Origin of the sequence: Pseudomonas sp. NPDC087185 (assembly GCF_044744955.1) — a bacterium.
Classification (GTDB): domain Bacteria; phylum Pseudomonadota; class Gammaproteobacteria; order Pseudomonadales; family Pseudomonadaceae; genus Aquipseudomonas.
Window position 1 is genome coordinate 121,159 of record NZ_JBIUZK010000007.1, and the last position, 15,626, is coordinate 136,784.

Below are 15,626 nucleotides of genomic sequence, written 5' to 3' on the forward strand. Positions count from 1 at the left end.
TATGTATAAACAGTATCCGTTCCTATTGCCTGACCCTGCCTTGTGATCGCCCATTCCGTCGATGACCCGCTGTACTACCTGCATAATTTCCGCCAGGTGCTGCTGTGGGTCGAACAGCGCTATGCCGACCTGCTCGACACGCAGGAGCTGGCCTTCATCCATGCCTTTGCCGTGCTGGACGCGCCGGCCCAGGCATTGCTGGTGCGCATGGTGATGCGCAAGGGCGAGCTGTTTCGCAGCGACCGCCTCGAGTATGCCGAAATCGGTGACACGCAGAGTGCCTTGCAGCCACTGCTGGCCTTGGGGTGGGTGCGCGAACCTGAGCAACTGAGCCTCGAACAGCTGTTTGCCCTCTTGCGCAAGGATGAGCTGGCCAGTTGTTTCGCCGGGCAGCTGAGCCGCCCGCGCGCGGCCAAAAGCGAGCTGCTGGAGCAGCTTCAAGCCTTGGCACTGGCCCCCAGGGCGTTGTCAGAATGGTTTGCACAGGCCCCGGTAGGCATCGTGCAGTGGTGCTTGCAGCCGCTCTGCGATCGCATGCGCTTGCTGTTTTTCGGCAACCTGTACCAGGACTGGTCGGATTTCGTGCTGGCCGACCTCGGCCTGCTGCGCTTTGAACAGGTGCCGTTCAGCCCTGGCTCGCGCGCCTTGCAGCAGCGCAGCGATGTCGACTTGGCGATGACCTTGCACGCGTGCGTCGAGCGCCAAGTGCTGGGTGATGAACCCGCGTCGATCCTTGAAGCGTTGGCGGGTTGGCGCAGTGACAACCCGTGGCTGGCCCGTCGCCATTCGCGCCTGCTGTTTGCCCTGGGCCAACAGTGCGAGCGCCTTGCCGACTGGGACCAGGCCCTGGCGGTGTATGCCCAGAGCAGCCATGCGCAAGCGCGCATCCGCCAGGTGCGTGTGCTGGAGCGCAGCGAACGCTGGCCACAGGCGCACGAGCTGGCCCTGCAACTCGCGCAAGCCCCCGCAAATGCCCTGGAAACACAGGCGGTGCAGCGTATGCTCCCACGCCTGGTGCGCAAGCTTGGCGGGCCCGCGCAGCCACGGCGACGTGCCACACCCGCGCCGGTGATCGAGTTGGACCTGCCGCGTGAGCACGCCGCGCTGGGGGTCGAGGAGGCCGTACGGCAACACCTGGCGCAAGCGGGCGGGCAAGTTCACTACGTCGAGAACACGCTGCTCAACAGCCTGTTCGGCCTGTTGTGCTGGGATGCAATCTTCGCCCCGGTCCCCGGTGCATTCTTCAACCCCTTCCAGGCTGCGCCTCAGGACCTGCACGACTGTGAATTCCAGCAGCGGCGCGCCGCGCTGTTCGATGCCTGCCTGGGGCGGCTCGACGACGGTACCCATCGCCAGGCCATTCTCGACTGTTATGCAGCCAAGCAAGGCCTGCAATCGCCGTTCGTGTTCTGGCCGATGCTCGATGAAGGCTTGCTCACGCAGGCCCTGGCCTGCCTGCCGGCCGTGCACCTCAAGCAGTGTTTCCTGCGTTTGCTGCAGGACATCCGCAACAACCGCACCGGCATGCCCGACCTGATCCAGTTCTGGCCGGAGCAGGGCTGTTACCGCATGGTCGAGGTCAAGGGACCGGGCGATCGCCTGCAGGACAACCAGTTGCGTTGGCTGGCGTTCTGCGCCGAGCACGGCCTGCCGGTAGCGGTGTGCCATGTGCGCTGGAACGAGGCCGCGTGAACTACCGCGTGGCAGTGCGCGCATTGTGTGAATTCAGCGCCAAGGTGGGTGACCTGGACCTGCGCTTCACGCCGTCGCCCACTGCCCAGGAAGGCATCGAAGGCCATCGCCGGGTGGTGGCCCGGCGTGCTGCGGGCTACGAGGCGGAGGTGGCCCTTGAAGGGGCGTATCTGGGCTTGCAGGTGCGCGGCCGCGCCGATGGTTATGACCCGGACGCCAATCGCCTTGAAGAGATCAAGACCCATCGCGGCGACCTGGCGCGCCAACCGGCCAACCACCGCCTGTTGCACTGGGCCCAGGCCAAGGTCTATGCCTGGCTGATGTGCCAGGCACGGCAGCTGCCGGCGATCGAGGTGGCGCTGGTGTATCTGGATGTGGACAACGACGGCCAGACGCTGATCAGCGAGCACTACACTGCCGAATCGCTGCGTGTGTTCTTTGAAACCCAGTGCCAGTGCTTTCTCGCCTGGGCCCAAGCCCAGGAACAGCGTCTGGCCGAGCGCAACCAGGGCCTGCAGGGCCTGGCTTTCCCCTACCCGCAGTTCCGCCAGGGCCAGCGGCAATTGGCCGAAACCCTGTACAAGGCGGTCAGCACCGGGCGTTGCCTGATGGCGCAGGCCAGCACCGGCATCGGCAAGACCCTCGGCACGCTGTTCCCGTTGCTCAAGGCCATGGTGCCGCAGCAACTCGACAAAGTGTTCTTCCTCACCGCCAAGACGCCGGGCCGCGCACTGGCGCTGGAGGCGCTGGGCCAGGTCACTGCGGCCACGCAGCAGCCAGCGTTGCGCACGCTGGAGCTGATTGCGCGGGACAAGGCCTGTGAACACCCGGGCAATGCCTGCCACGGTGAGTCCTGCCCCTTGGCTAAAGGCTTCTACGACCGCCTGCCTGCGGCGCGTGAGGCTGCGGCGCAGCAGCCGATGCTGAACCGCGCCAACCTGCGCGCGGTGGCATTGGCGCACCAGGTCTGTCCTTACTACCTGGGGCAGGAAATGGCCCGCTGGGTGGATGTGCTCGTGGCCGACTACAACTACTATTTCGACGCCCACGCCTTGCTGTTCAGCCTGACCCAGGCCAACCAGTGGCGGGTCGCCGTGCTGGTGGACGAGGCGCACAACCTGGTGGAGCGCGGCCGCGGCATGTACAGCGCCAGCCTTGACCAGGGGCAACTGCTGGCCTTGCGCCAAAGCAAACCGCCAGGGCTGGTCAGCGCGCTGGATCGGCTCAACCGCCAATGGAATGCGCTTTACAAGGAACAACGCGCCCCTTACCAGGCCACCGAGCAATTGCCCGAGGCGTTTCTGCGCGCGTTGCAGCAATGCATCGGGCTGATCCAGGAGCGCCTGAACGAGACGCCCACCGAGGTAGACAGCCAGACCCTGCAGTTCTTTTTCCAGGCGTTGCAGTTCAGCCGGGTCGCCGAACTGTTCGACGAGCATTTCCTGTTCGATGTGAGCCTGCGCGAGGGCCCGCGCAAGCGGCGCCTGGCCAACCTTTGCCTGCGCAACGTCACCCCGGCACGGCTGCTGGCGCCGCGCATGCAGGCGGCGCGCAGCGTGACCCTGTTCTCGGCCACGCTTAGCCCTCGGCATTTCTATACCGACCTGCTCGGCATGCCGGCCGATACCGCCTGGCTTGAAGTGGCAGCGCCGTTTCGCGCCGAGCAGCTCGAAGTGCGGATCGCCAGCCAGGTCTCCACTCGCTATCGCGAACGCCAGGCGTCACTGGCGCCGATCGTCGCGCTGATCGCCGAGCAGTATCAGCGCCAGCCGGGCAATTACCTGGCGTTCTTCAGCAGTTTCGAGTACCTGCAGCAGGTTCACGCGCTGCTGGCCGAACGGCACCCGGCGATACCCGCCTGGGCCCAGGCACCTGGCATGGATGAAACCGCGCGCGAAGGCTTTCTTGCACGCTTTGCCCCGCAGGGGCAGGGCGTTGGCTTTGCAGTGCTGGGCGGTGCCTTTGGCGAGGGCGTGGACCTGCCCGGATCGCGGCTGATCGGTGCGTTCGTTGCTACCCTCGGGCTGCCGCAGGTCAATCCGGTCAACGAACAGTTCAAGCAACGCCTGGGGCGGCAGTTCGGTGCCGGTTTCGACTACGCCTACCTGTACCCCGGCGTGCGCAAAGTGATCCAGGCCGCAGGGCGGGTCATCCGTGGCGACCAGGACCGTGGCGTGCTGGTGCTGATTGATGAGCGCTTCGCCGAGCCACGGGTACAGCAGATGTTTCCCAGCTGGTGGCAGAAGGCCGGCGAATAATCATCGGCCGGCCCTTCGCACGGCGTTGCAACTCCCAGTACACTGCGCGTTCCAAAACCAACATCCGTTGAACTCGAGGTTTCTGCATGACGCTCAGTCCTTTGGCAGGCAAGCCGGCTCCGGCCAGCGTGCTGGTCGATATTCCCCGCCTGCTCACCGCTTACTACACCGGCCGCCCAGACGCGTCCGTGGCGGCCCAGCGCGTGGCCTTCGGCACCTCGGGGCACCGAGGCAGCTCGTTCGACCTGAGCTTCAATGAAGATCACGTGCTGGCGATCACCCAGGCCATTTGCCTGTACCGTCAGGAAAAGGGCATCGATGGCCCGCTGTTCATTGGCGCCGACACCCACGCACTCTCCACGCCGGCTGCCGCCAGTGCCTTGGAAGTGCTGGCCGCCAACGGCGTGCAGGTGATGTTGTCCAAGGACGATGAGTACACGCCGACGCCAGCGGTGTCGCATGCCATCCTCTGCTACAACCGTGGCCGCGAAAAGGGTCTGGCCGACGGCATCGTCATCACGCCGTCGCATAACCCGCCACAGAGCGGCGGTTTCAAGTACAACCCGCCCAACGGCGGCCCGGCCGACAGCGATGTGACCAAGTGGGTCGAAACCAAGGCCAACGAACTGCTGGCCGCAGGGCTGGCGGGCGTCAAGCGCATGGACCACACCCAGGCGCTGCAAGCACCGACGACCCATCGCCATGACTACGTGAGCCACTACGTTGCCGACTTGGAAAACGTCATCGACTTCGACGTCATCCGCAACGCCAAGCTGCGCCTGGGCGTCGATCCGCTGGGTGGGGCAGGGGTGCGCTACTGGTCGGCCATCGCCGAGCATTACAAGCTCGACCTGGAAGTGGTCAACACCGAGGTCGACCCGACCTTCCGCTTCATGACCGTCGACTGGGACGGCCAGATCCGCATGGACCCCTCCTCACCGTACGCCATGCAAGGCCTGATCGGCCTGCGCGAGCGTTTCGACGTGGCATTCGCCTGCGACCCGGACCATGACCGCCATGGCATCGTTACCGCCGATGGCTTGCTGCAGCCGAACAACTACCTGGCCGTGGCCATCGACTACCTGTACCGCAACCGCCCCCAGTGGCGCAGCGACGCTGCCGTTGGCAAGACGGTGGTGTCCAGCGGCCTGATCGACCGCGTTACCGCGCGCCTGGGCCGTGAACTGTATGAAGTGCCGGTGGGCTTCAAGTATTTCGCCCAAGGCCTGTTCGAGGGTTCGTTGGGCTTCGGTGGTGAAGAAAGCGCCGGTGCTTCGTTCCTGCGCAAGGACGGTTCGGTCTGGGCGACCGACAAGGACGGCCTGATTCCCGCGCTGCTGGCGGCCGAGATGACCGCGCGTACCGGGCGTAACCCGAGCCAGGCCTATGCCGACCTCACCGACGCGCTTGGCAAACCCTTCGCTACCCGTGTGGAAGCCAAGGCCGATGCGCGGCAGAAGGCGTTGTTGAGCAAATTGGCCCCGGAGCAGGTCAAGTCGACCGAGCTGGCGGGCGAGCCGATCCAGCAGATCCTCAGCCACGCGCCGGGCAATGGTCAGGCCATCGGTGGTTTGAAAGTGATGACCGCCAACGGCTGGTTCGCCGCGCGACCTTCGGGGACTGAGGACATCTACAAGATCTACGCCGAAAGCTTTATCGACGAGGCGCACCTGCAGCGCCTGGTCGCGGAGGCGCAGGTGCTGGTGGATGCCGCAATCGCCTGATTGATCAGTGATTAGGGGCCGCTGTGCGGCCCCAGTCACTCAAGCCACATCGACCAGCACGATCTCGCTGTCTTCGATCGCCGTGACCCGCAGCACCTCCTCTTCTTCGATCGCCACGCCATCGCGGCCCTTGGCCCGCAAGCCGTTGACCTCCACCAGCCCCTTGGCCGGCACCAGGTAACCCCGGCGCCCGGCATCAAACCGATACTCCGCCGTTTCACCCGCCTGCAAGGTAGCCGCCACCAGGCGCGCATCGGTACGGATCTGCAGGCTGTCCTCATCACCGGCCCGGCCACTGGCCAGGGTCACGAAGCCTTCGCCGCGTTCGCCTTTGGGGAACGGCCGGGTGCCCCACGACGGCGCGTCACCCACGCGCTCCGGCACGATCCAGATCTGGAAAATGCGCGTATCGACGTCTTCCAGGTTGTACTCGCTGTGCACGATGCCGCTGCCGGCACTCATCACTTGCACATCGCCGGCCTCGGTACGGCCCTTGTTGCCCAGGCTGTCCTGGTGGGTGATGGCGCCCTCACGAACGTAGGTGATGATTTCCATGTCGCGGTGCGGGTGCGGTGGGAAACCGCTGCCGGCGGCGATCAGGTCGTCGTTCCATACCCGCAGGTTGCCCCAGTGCATGCGCGCCGGGTCGTAGTATTCGGCAAACGAGAAGTGGTGGTGGGCATCGAGCCAGCCGTGGTTGGCATGGCCGAGGCCTTCGAAAGGTCGCAGTTGCAGCATGGTCGTGCTCCTTGAATCAGTGGAATGACGCCATGATGCTTCAAAGAAAGATCGAAAATAAGCGTAAATATCGGCTGATTATTATCGTATTAATAGATTGAAGTGTGCGATGTAAAGTGTGCGATTCATCGCCTAATCCACTGATCTGCAAGCATTCGCTGGCGATTTTTTGCCGATGCGGTGAACATGCACGTTGATTCGATTTACAACGGAGTGACCGTGGCCCACGAGCAACCCCAGGCCCCCGCCGAACTGACCCCACCCGCCCAACTGCCCTGGTTTCGTCGGCTGGCCGCACGCCTGCTCGGCCGTGGCCTGAGCCGCCTGCAGGCACAACACCGCGACTCCTGGTTCCTGGGCCACGCCACCGGCCAGCGCAGTGGCCATGCCGAGGGCCTGCGCGATGGTTTCGAGCGTGGGCGGGTCGAAGGGTACGAGGCGGGTCGTCAGGTACTGGTGATTCGTGATTCTCGCCCCGACACCGCCGCCGTGCCTGGCCAGGACGACAATCTGTTCGACGACTGGCGGCTGCCGTTGCCCGCCGAGCTGAAAAAGCGCTTCAAGGCTGATGTGGCCCAGCGCCTGCCGGCCGAAGCCCAGCCCAGCGCGGCGCAGTGGAAGCTGATTTTCAGCGACACCCCGTCCACCTGCGTGGTGGCCGGGGCAGGGGCGGGCAAGTCCACCTCGCTGGTGCTGCGCATCCTGCTGCTGCACCATTACCTGGGCTATGAGCTGGACGCAATGACCGTGGTCACCTTCACCCGTGAATCACGCAAGGACTTCATCAAGCGCCTGGTGCAGGTGTTCGCGCTGTGGCAGCTCGACCTCCCAGCGGCCCGCGCCCGCGAATGGGTGCGCACCTTTCATTCACGCATTCTGCCGCTGGTGCGCAGCCTGCCGGGCTTCGGCCAGGTGCGTGCGTTCGAGACCCTGGGCAACGAGATGCCTGCCGGCCGCGAAGCGGAGGCCGAGAGCAACCCGTTCGATCTGCGCCTGAACGACGCCCAGCGCCAGCAACTCAACCTCTGCTATCGCGACCTGCTCGCCGAAAACCCACGCTTTGCCGAGATCGTCGCACGCTTGAGGCGTGAGGCCCTGCAGCTCAAACCGCTGGACCCGGACCACCCCGATGTGCAGAAGCGCGTGCAGGTGACGCAACTGGCGGCCCAGCGTGATGAAGAACTGTGCGATGTGATCGAGGACCTGTGGTTCGCCGCCGGTGTGTGGCCGATCAAGGGCATTGAACCGTGCCGCGAAACAGTCGAGATCCGCGGCAGCCGCTTCCATGTGCATGGCCGCCTTGAAGGCCTGGATGCCTGGGTGGTGCTTGGCTTCGACCCGACGGAAAGCGCGCAGTACCAGCGCCCTGGTGCCAAGCTTGCGGTGCGTGCGGAATGGGCGGTCAAGCGCACGCTGCTGCAAGCATTCTGCGACAAGCCACTGATCTGGCTGGACAACTATGCCATGGCCCGGCGCCTGGCGGCTTCGCTGGCGGGCGATGCGGTGGCCGGGCCCGGCTTCGAGTACAAGGTCAAGGGCGAGCTCGCCCCTGCGCCCCTGCTCGATGCCTTTGTCGGTGCCGCCAACTTCATCGAAAACCTCGGCCTGGAGGTGAACAGTGCAGTGGCCGCGATGAACTTTCCTTCTGGCGACAGTGATGCGTTGTTCTTCGAGGCCCTGGCCTTGTACTGGAAAGCCCTTGAAGCGCACCTGCTGGACCAGTCGCCGCCAGTGATGAGCTACAACCGCATGTTCGCGCTGTTCGGTGAGAACAACCCGGAAAACCTGCAGCTGCTGCCCGACCCGTTGCTCAGGCCACTGGCGCACTTGATGATCGACGAGTTCCAGGACGTTTCACCGCAGATCGTCAGCTGGCTACGCGCCAGCCTTGCCGAGATCCGCCGCCGTGGCCCGGCCATGCACGTGGGGCGCAATGCGCAGCATTCCTCGCTGTTGTGCGTGGGCGATGACTGGCAGTCGATCTATGGCTGGCGGGGGAGTTCGCCCACGTATTTCATGGAGTTCACCAAAGCGTTCCCGTCACCGGCCAACACGCGGGTGATGCTGGTGGACAACTACCGGTGCCAGCAGTTGGTCATCGACGCGGCCGAGCACCTGGTCAAAGGCACGCCGGCCATTGCGGGCAAGAAAGCGCGGGCCAGTGGGCCTGCTGCCGCGTTGCCGGGCTCGCCGGTGAAGGTCTTCGAGCGCGATGAAGCGGCGTTGGGGGCAACGCTTGTCGAGCATTACCAGCGTGGTGAATCGGTCATGCTGCTGTACCGCAAGAGTAGCGACAAGGCACTGATGAGCGAGCACCTGCACAGTGTGCTGCAGGCTGAAGCGATGTTGCCGGCCGAGCAGCGTCGCCTGCGCCAGCTGACCTACCACAGCGCCAAAGGCTTGCAGGCGGATGCGGTATTCATGCTGGGCGATTGCCAGTACCTGACCAGCTCACCGTACAAGAACCAGGTGTATCGCCTGGCCGGCCTGGGCCGGGCGGGCGATGCGCAGCCGTTCGATACGGCGCAGAAGGCAGAAGTGCAGCGCCTGGCCTATGTGGCGGTGACCCGTGCGGTCAGGCACTGCTATTGGCATGTGGAAGCCGCCAGTGCAGAGGCCGCCAAGCTGCCCCGCGCCTCAAGCCTGGTGGACGGCCGTCAGCCGTTCTTTGAAGACTTGAGAGAACAGCGTGGCGAGCGGGTCAAGGCTGATCGGGATCACAGGCCAGGATAGTGCGCCTGCTGAGGGCCAGTTCGTCTGCACTATAAAGTGCCCCGGCATTCTTGTAGGCGAAGTTGTATCCCCACTCTTTGACCGTGAAGGGTTGCAGCTGCCCCTGCTCATCAAACGGTGAAGCTTCGCCGGTGAAGGGTGAGGCCGGGGCAGGCAGCGCATTACCCTGTTCATCCAGGATTGGTGTTGGCTCTGCACGGACTGCCCTGCCGAGGGCTTCCAGCACGTCAGGGTCTTGCGGAAGTGCTGGCGCGGTTTGCGCGTCCAGTGCGCTGTCCAGATAGTCTGTAACCATCCCCCAGCGCTCAGTGAGGCTTGTGGCGAGGCGCTTCGTCACGTAATGCTTCCAGGTGGTGTGCTCGACCACCCAATCCCGTCGTGGCTGGGCCTGCAGGTCAACAGCCCTTACCCGCTCGGTCACGTTCTGTTCCGTCCTCAAGGACACGGGCGGTTCATATTCCAGGTCCGGGCCCGGCTCGGGGAAATCAAGCGCGGTGTGCAGGGACGTGCGCAGCGCAAGGCGCATGTCGTGGTGATGAGAGCGATCGCGCAGCAGCACATCATCATCGATGTCATCCACGTCATCGAGGGGCGGCGCGTTGTCGTTATCGAGGTTGCGCCGCTGCCGTTCGAGCAGTTCGGCCTGCCGGGTATAGCGTCGGCCCGCGATGCGTTCGGCCTGTCTGTTGACCCGCGCCCGGCGATACAGCTGACGAAAGCGCTGGTAGAGCTGTTCGGTGGTTGTTTCAGAGCTGACCATCAGTGCGTATGTATCGGCCTCTACGTGCAGGGTGCTGAGGCAATCGGCTGCCGCGTTATGGTCGAGGGCTTGGAACGCGCCACTCAATTCATCCAGGTAAGCCAGCAAGTCACGGTCTTGCCCGGCAGCTTCGAGGACGCCCCAGACGTGCTCGGTTGCGGTCTCTGGCAATACGCTCAGGCTTTCGATGGTCTGCTTCAGGGAAAGGTTTTCGTTGCCGCTGAACAACCTGTTCCACAGGGCTCGGCGTGCTGGGCTGGTGTTGATCCGCAAGCGGTTGATGTCAATGCCCACGCCGGCATTCTTCAGTTGCAGGGCCACGTTCTCGTCAATCGGATTGCCTCCCAATAGCCATTCCATGTCCGGACGGTGCATGAGGCTCTCGGTAAACGGTGTGGCGAGAATGTCCTCAAGCGCTGGCAGTTCGCCGAGCTGATTGTTACTTAGATCCACCTCGCGAAGCTCGAAGTCGTCCCAAGACATCAAGTCCGTCAATCCCTCGGGCCAATCAGTCAATCCGCAGTCACTCAGGTCGAGCCGTTTCAGGAAATTCATTCGGGCAAGGTCGGGTGACCGGACGAGAGGATTACCCCTTAAGTTCAGGGTGCGTAGCCGGCTTAGCTTGCCAAGGGTTATACGCGCGCTTTCACTCAGTTCTCCAAAGCCGTTGGCCGGCAACTCCAAGGTTTCAAGGTTGGGGAAGTGGGCCAAGGCATCAAACAGTGAATCAGCGGCCAACACAGGGTTTCTCGCGATCCTCAAGCTTTTCAAGTTGGGAAAGCACGGAAGGAAATCTGCCGGCATTTGCTCCAGACCCAGGTTGTCGATGTCCAGGCGTGTTATGTGGTCAAAGCGCGCCAGTAACGGCGGCAATGTACGGATGTTCATCGCTTCGAGTGATAGCGTGGCACCCTCATCCTGGCGCCAGGCCCCATTGATCTGCTGGCTGAAGCGCTGGCGATCTGCTCGCTGCTCGTCATTGGCTTGCGATACCCAGTTTTCCAAGCGTTCGGCCAGGCCAGCCCGCTCCACGGAAAGCAAATCGATCTGAGCACCGACATCTCGACTTTTGGCACGTAGGGTTTCAAGCATTTCCCCACGTTGTTGCAACGTCAGGCGTGGGTAGAGTTCCTGCAGGCGGCGATCTGCGACGTTGCGGTCGCGCACGCGCCACCAGCTGGAACTTTGGTTTCTGCCGCTCAGGGGGTAGCCCACGCGACCGTCGCCGGTTCGCATGGGCGAGCGCAAGCTTGGCTTGATGGGTTGTTGCCCGATCAGGGTGGCAGCACGTGGCCGGTCTGCGCAGGCGATGTTGAACAGCTCACTGCGGGGCGCGCCAGGATGCTCGGCCTGCAGGGCCTGTATCAGTCGCTGACTGTCAGCAGTTGCGAGGCTGGGGCGATTCATGCCCAGCAAAGCCCTGTCCAGGCGCACATGCGCTTGCAGGCGCCTGGCCTGCTCGGCTACGCGAAGGGGGACACGGCCCGCGGACATGCGCTGGCGTTCGCTTGGGGTTGCATGCTCGGTGAGCGCTTCCAGTGTGCGTGTGGGTAACCCTGGGAAGTGGCGCGCCAGGGTTTGTGCCTCGCTGCTCAGAGTTAAACGCCGCGACCGGTAAAGGCTATCGAAAAGCGCAGTGCGTTTACCCACCAGGTGGTCCGCCAGCTGGCCATTAAGTAGCTGCGCGCGTTGTGCAGGAGGTGTGCCGGTTGGCAACAGCTGGTCGGCCGCCTGGTCGTCAAGCGCATCGGCTACGATATCGCCCAGCTTGCCGGCTTCGAGGTCCGTAAGTGTGACGTCTATGACCGTATCGGCTATCGCACCGCTGCCGCCGTAAAGCGTATAGGCCCCCCAAGGCTCCGGTCCATTGAAAGCCTTGATGGCGTAGTCCACTGGCCAATTGGGCAGTTCTGGCAGCGCTGCCAAGGCATAGTGCTTGTAGGCAACGAGGGGGCGCCCCTCACGAATACGCAGAATGATGTCTTCGGCCTGGGCATCACAGTGAAGTCGATCCAGTGCATCGGCAAGCAGGGATGGGGGCCGTTGTTCGGCAATATGGTTGTGTCGCAGCACGTCCGCCTCAGTGTCCGTGGCACGCAGCGCGCTGAGCAGCTCAGCGTCCTGCAAACCTTCGCTGGCTGGGCCAAGCCGGCGTACCAGTTGAACGTCAGCCCAGTCGAGCGGTTGTTCGTGCTCCATCCGCCAGGCACCCTCACCGTAATTCGACGCGCGGGGTGCATAAGCCGATGCATCTTGCGGATGGGCGACGCGCCATTGCCCGTCCGACGAGGCTTGCATTTCGTACAAGCTTGCGTCCATGCGGGCGTATTGGCGTTCATCCTGGGTGTACAGCCCCCGCTCATCGGGCTCCAGGCTCTCTGGCAGCGCTTTGTAGCTTGCGTAGCCTTCAGTCCGGGCACTCCAGAGGTACTTTTTGCCATCCTTGATAATGCTCTGCATCTCGTCGACGAACCCGGAGGCTTTGAGACCCACCGCGCCAGCACCGATCAGCGCAACCGTACCGACATTGAGCAGAATCGACTCCAGCTGCGCCAAGGCCTCTGCATTGTCGCCTTCTTCCCAAGCCTGGATGCCGTGGAACACGCTGCCCATGATCTGCGCAGCGCCAATCGTCAGCATGATGGGGTTGAGCCCAGGGATGAATATGGCGGCGACGTTGAGCACGGTCAGGCCGATGTCCAGCCAGTGCTCGAGGCGTTCCAGCCGCGCTTTGGCATCGACATCGGCGGTGGGCACAACGAGCACCCGGGCGTCGGCCTTGAGCCTTTGTACATGCTCGGTTTCAAGGGCAGCCCAGGGCTGAGCGGGCAGCAGCGTTTTGGACAGTTCCAGGTGCGGTTGTGCGCGGGCTGCTCTGGGCTGCTCGTCGGTTTTGTAAAGGGCGCGGCGCAACTTGATAGCCAAGGAGGGTTGCAGCGCCTGGGGCGCTTGCGCAGTGGTCACGCTGAAAAAATCGTTATCCAGCAGGCATTGGCAGAGGTGGGAATAAGCCTGCTGCGCCGAGCCGAATTCCTGCAGGGGGGTGTCGCTGCCGGGCAGGTACAGGATGACTGGATTGACAGTGTTTGGTGCATCCGGGCCGATGATCATCCATTCGTTTAGAGGGATCTCGAACAGGTTGACCCGCCAGCAATGCAAGGGCTTATCCGCATAGCTCGCTTGCCCGTTGTTCGCGCAAAGCGTATGCAACGCGGCTAACCCGCTGGACGACAGCTGATTGCGCAGGCTTGCTATACGCGTCTGCACGCGCAATTCGTCTTGCCTCGCCTTTATTGCATACGCCTTGATGTCGCCTGCTTGCGCGCCGTCGAAGACCGACGCGAGGTGGTTCTGATAGTGCTGACCGAGGTCCAATGCCCGGCAGTGCGCGATGAACGCATCGACGCTCAGGCCCGGGATCGATGAAATATCACCGATTGCGACCTGCAGGCGGCTATGCCGCGTAGTGTCGTCCGGCCCCTCGAAATTGTGCAGGGCAACCTCGAGCAGGCTGCGCGGCTGCGGCGCACCGTCTGGCACCACGGGCAGCAGCTCCCCAGGGACCGGAGGGCTCCCCGGATTGAAGCCGGGAAGGGAAACCCGGGTAGCCTGATAGATGTACTGTGCCTTGTCGACCGCGATGTGCGCGCCAAGCCTGGCCTGCAGCAATGGTGTGCAGAATTCGGTGATGCCTTTGAGGCCGGCCAGGGCATTGCGCAAGACCAGGCGGCTGGCATCACGCAGGTCGATTGCCCGGCGCAGCGCTTTTTGATCGAGGTCGGGCGCGTTGGTGTACCAATCGTAGGGCTTGCCATCGGCATCCAGGTATTCCATACGCAGGCTTTGCAGGAGCCTGCTGGCATGCTGGGGGTGCAGGTGCTTGCTCCAGGCGGGCAACGTGTTGACTATTTGCGCGTGATGAAAGGGGAGTGGGGTCGTCATGGGGCGCTCCTTGTGGTTAAGGTCGCCATGAAGCCGCGCATAGGGCTTTGGGGTGCGGTTGATATCTAGTACCCGATGCCATACACGGGTCGGTGTCGCACATGTACCCGTCGTTGAGGGGGCAGCACCAGCGGGTGGGCTGGGCCATGGTAACGCCAGGCCTGACGCGCAGGCGCCAGGCGCCAGCCAGGGAGAGTGTTCATGCGTTCGCAGTCCAGTGCCAGGGATCACCTGCTAGACCTTGAGGGTATCGAGATTGCCGTGCGCACCTGGGGGCCCGAAGACGGCATCCCGGTGTTGGCTCTGCACGGTTGGTTGGACAACGCCGCTTCGTTCGAGCGCCTTGCGCCGTTGCTCGACGGCTGTTTCGTGGTCGCCCCCGACCTGGTCGGCCACGGTCGCTCCGATCATCGCCGCCACGACAGCGGCTACTACCTCTGGGAACATGCCGAGGACATGCTGGCGGTCATCGACAGCCTGGGCCTGGCGCAATTCCATGTGCTGGCCCACGGCATGGGCAGCGGCATCGCGTCGTTGCTGGCGGCCATGACCAGCAGCATCGCCAGCATGATCTTCATAGATGGCATGGGGGCGCCGTTCACGGTCGATGAAGACGACCGGGTGCAGCACCTGGCCCGCGCCTATCGGCTCAAACGCATGCTTCAGCGCAGCCAGCAGCAGGGCTTTGGCGAGCCGGACAGCAGCCGCTTCGACAACCTTGAAACGGCCATGCAGCAGCGGCGGCGGCGCCTGGATGGCGATTTGTCGGAGGATGCCGCCCGGGTGCTGGCCCAGCGCGACCTGTTGCAACTGGCGGACGGCTATTGCTGGCGCCACGATCCGCGCCTGGTGCTGCCCGAGCCCATGCCATTGACCGAGCGTGAGGCCTGCGACCTGCTACGGGAAATCCGCTGCCCGCTGTACCTGATGATCGGCCGGCAGGGGGCATTTACCGGGGGCGCGTTCGAGCGGCGTGAGGCGTCGTTGCCCGCCAATGCCCGGGTTTCGTGGCACCCGGGCGGGCATCACTTCCACCTGGAAGCGCCAGACCGGGCGCTGGTCGATCAGCTCCTGCGCATCCTCACCCGCCATGACGGCGGCATGCTGCAACGGTTGGTGAACGAATAACGGGGAATGCTCGCTCGACCTACTGATGCGCTATGGTGGTGCGCAACATTTGCGCTAGCGCCACCAGGAGATTCGGCATGCGACCGTTCACCATCAAGCACATCGACCACCTCGTGCTACGGGTCAGCGACCTGCAGCGCAGTGTGGCGTTCTACCGTGACCTGCTGGGCTGCACGGTCAGCAGGGAGCGCGAAGACCTGGGCATGGTCCATTTGGCGACGGGCACGGCAATGATCGACCTGGTCACCCTCGGTGGGCCTTTGGGGCGCCCGGGCGGTGCTGGGCCGGGAGCAGAAGGCCGCAACCTGCATCACTTCTGTTTGCGCATCGAACCGTTCGATGAGCAGGCGCTGACCGCTTACCTTCAAGCACAAGGTGTGGCTGTGGAACCGGCCGAGAAACGCTATGGCGCCGAAGGCGAGGGGCTGTCGCTGTATTGCTACGACCCTGATGGCAACCAGGTCGAACTCAAAGGCCCGGTCCCTGCGCTGCCGGCCGCATGACGCGCCGGGCTGGCTGAAATGCGCCGGTTTCTGGGTTCATGGCATTCATCGATGCGAGCAAGTGGATATCCCGGCAAAGCCGATTATGCTTCAGATACCTTGCTGCGATCCGAGGCGGCCCGCCTCGTCGTGCTTCGCGCAACCAAAG

The 15,626-nt window shown here is 63.7% G+C and carries 8 protein-coding genes; 6 read left to right on the top strand and 2 right to left on the bottom strand.

Annotated features, from left to right (window positions below; translation table 11 throughout):
* Window positions 1-42 precede the first annotated feature (42 nt).
* The 3 genes from ACIPIJ_RS23080 to pgm all read left to right on the top strand — a co-directional run bounded on the left by ACIPIJ_RS23080 (window position 43) and on the right by pgm (window position 5,674).
* Window positions 43-1,692: a VRR-NUC domain-containing protein gene (locus ACIPIJ_RS23080; protein ID WP_401080914.1), complete on the top strand. Its 1,650-nt coding sequence runs from the start codon at window positions 43-45 to the stop codon at window positions 1,690-1,692.
* Complete coding sequence (locus ACIPIJ_RS23085) at window positions 1,689-3,950, top strand: helicase C-terminal domain-containing protein (protein ID WP_401080917.1); 2,262 nt, start codon at window positions 1,689-1,691, stop codon at window positions 3,948-3,950. The genes ACIPIJ_RS23080 and ACIPIJ_RS23085 overlap by 4 nt, the downstream gene beginning before the upstream one ends.
* 86 nt (window positions 3,951-4,036) lie before the next feature.
* Entirely contained in the window at window positions 4,037-5,674 is a 1,638-nt protein-coding gene (gene pgm, locus ACIPIJ_RS23090) for a phosphoglucomutase (alpha-D-glucose-1,6-bisphosphate-dependent) (protein ID WP_401080920.1), read from the top strand.
* A gap of 39 nt (window positions 5,675-5,713) precedes the next feature.
* On the opposite strand, the gene ACIPIJ_RS23095 is transcribed toward pgm, so the two are convergent.
* Window positions 5,714-6,412, bottom strand: a complete 699-nt coding sequence (locus tag ACIPIJ_RS23095) for a pirin family protein (protein WP_401080922.1) — start codon at window positions 6,410-6,412, stop codon at window positions 5,714-5,716.
* 186 nt (window positions 6,413-6,598) lie between these two features.
* Here ACIPIJ_RS23095 and ACIPIJ_RS23100 point away from each other — a divergent pair, with 186 nt between their 5' ends.
* Window positions 6,599-9,145 carry a UvrD-helicase domain-containing protein gene (locus ACIPIJ_RS23100; protein WP_401080925.1) on the top strand — a complete coding sequence of 849 codons (2,547 nt, stop codon included), beginning with the start codon at window positions 6,599-6,601 and terminating at the stop codon, window positions 9,143-9,145.
* Here the strand turns inward: ACIPIJ_RS23100 and ACIPIJ_RS23105 are convergent.
* On the bottom strand, window positions 9,114-13,847 hold the full coding sequence (locus ACIPIJ_RS23105; protein ID WP_401080928.1) for a dermonecrotic toxin domain-containing protein: 4,734 nt from the start codon (window positions 13,845-13,847) through the stop codon (window positions 9,114-9,116). The two genes, ACIPIJ_RS23100 and ACIPIJ_RS23105, sit on opposite strands and share 32 nt — an antisense overlap.
* A gap of 201 nt (window positions 13,848-14,048) precedes the next feature.
* Between ACIPIJ_RS23105 and ACIPIJ_RS23110 the strand changes: the two genes are divergently transcribed.
* Both ACIPIJ_RS23110 and ACIPIJ_RS23115 read left to right on the top strand, forming a co-directional pair.
* A complete protein-coding gene (locus ACIPIJ_RS23110) occupies window positions 14,049-14,975 on the top strand; it encodes an alpha/beta fold hydrolase (protein WP_401080930.1) in 927 nt (308 codons plus the stop codon).
* Window positions 14,976-15,052: 77 nt separating this feature from the next.
* Window positions 15,053-15,478: a VOC family protein gene (locus ACIPIJ_RS23115; RefSeq protein WP_401080933.1), complete on the top strand. Its 426-nt coding sequence runs from the start codon at window positions 15,053-15,055 to the stop codon at window positions 15,476-15,478.
* Window positions 15,479-15,626: the final 148 nt, after the last annotated feature.

Excerpts from the sequence above, each read along its gene's own strand:
- pgm (WP_401080920.1), top strand. The coding sequence starts at position 4,037 with ATGACGCTCAGTCCTTTGGCAGGCAAGCCGGCTCCGGCCAGCGTGCTG.
- ACIPIJ_RS23095 (WP_401080922.1), bottom strand. The coding sequence starts at position 6,412 with ATGCTGCAACTGCGACCTTTCGAAGGCCTCGGCCATGCCAACCACGGC.
- ACIPIJ_RS23100 (WP_401080925.1), top strand. The coding sequence starts at position 6,599 with ATGCACGTTGATTCGATTTACAACGGAGTGACCGTGGCCCACGAGCAA.
- ACIPIJ_RS23105 (WP_401080928.1), bottom strand. The coding sequence starts at position 13,847 with ATGACGACCCCACTCCCCTTTCATCACGCGCAAATAGTCAACACGTTG.
- ACIPIJ_RS23110 (WP_401080930.1), top strand. The coding sequence starts at position 14,049 with ATGCGTTCGCAGTCCAGTGCCAGGGATCACCTGCTAGACCTTGAGGGT.
- ACIPIJ_RS23115 (WP_401080933.1), top strand. The coding sequence starts at position 15,053 with ATGCGACCGTTCACCATCAAGCACATCGACCACCTCGTGCTACGGGTC.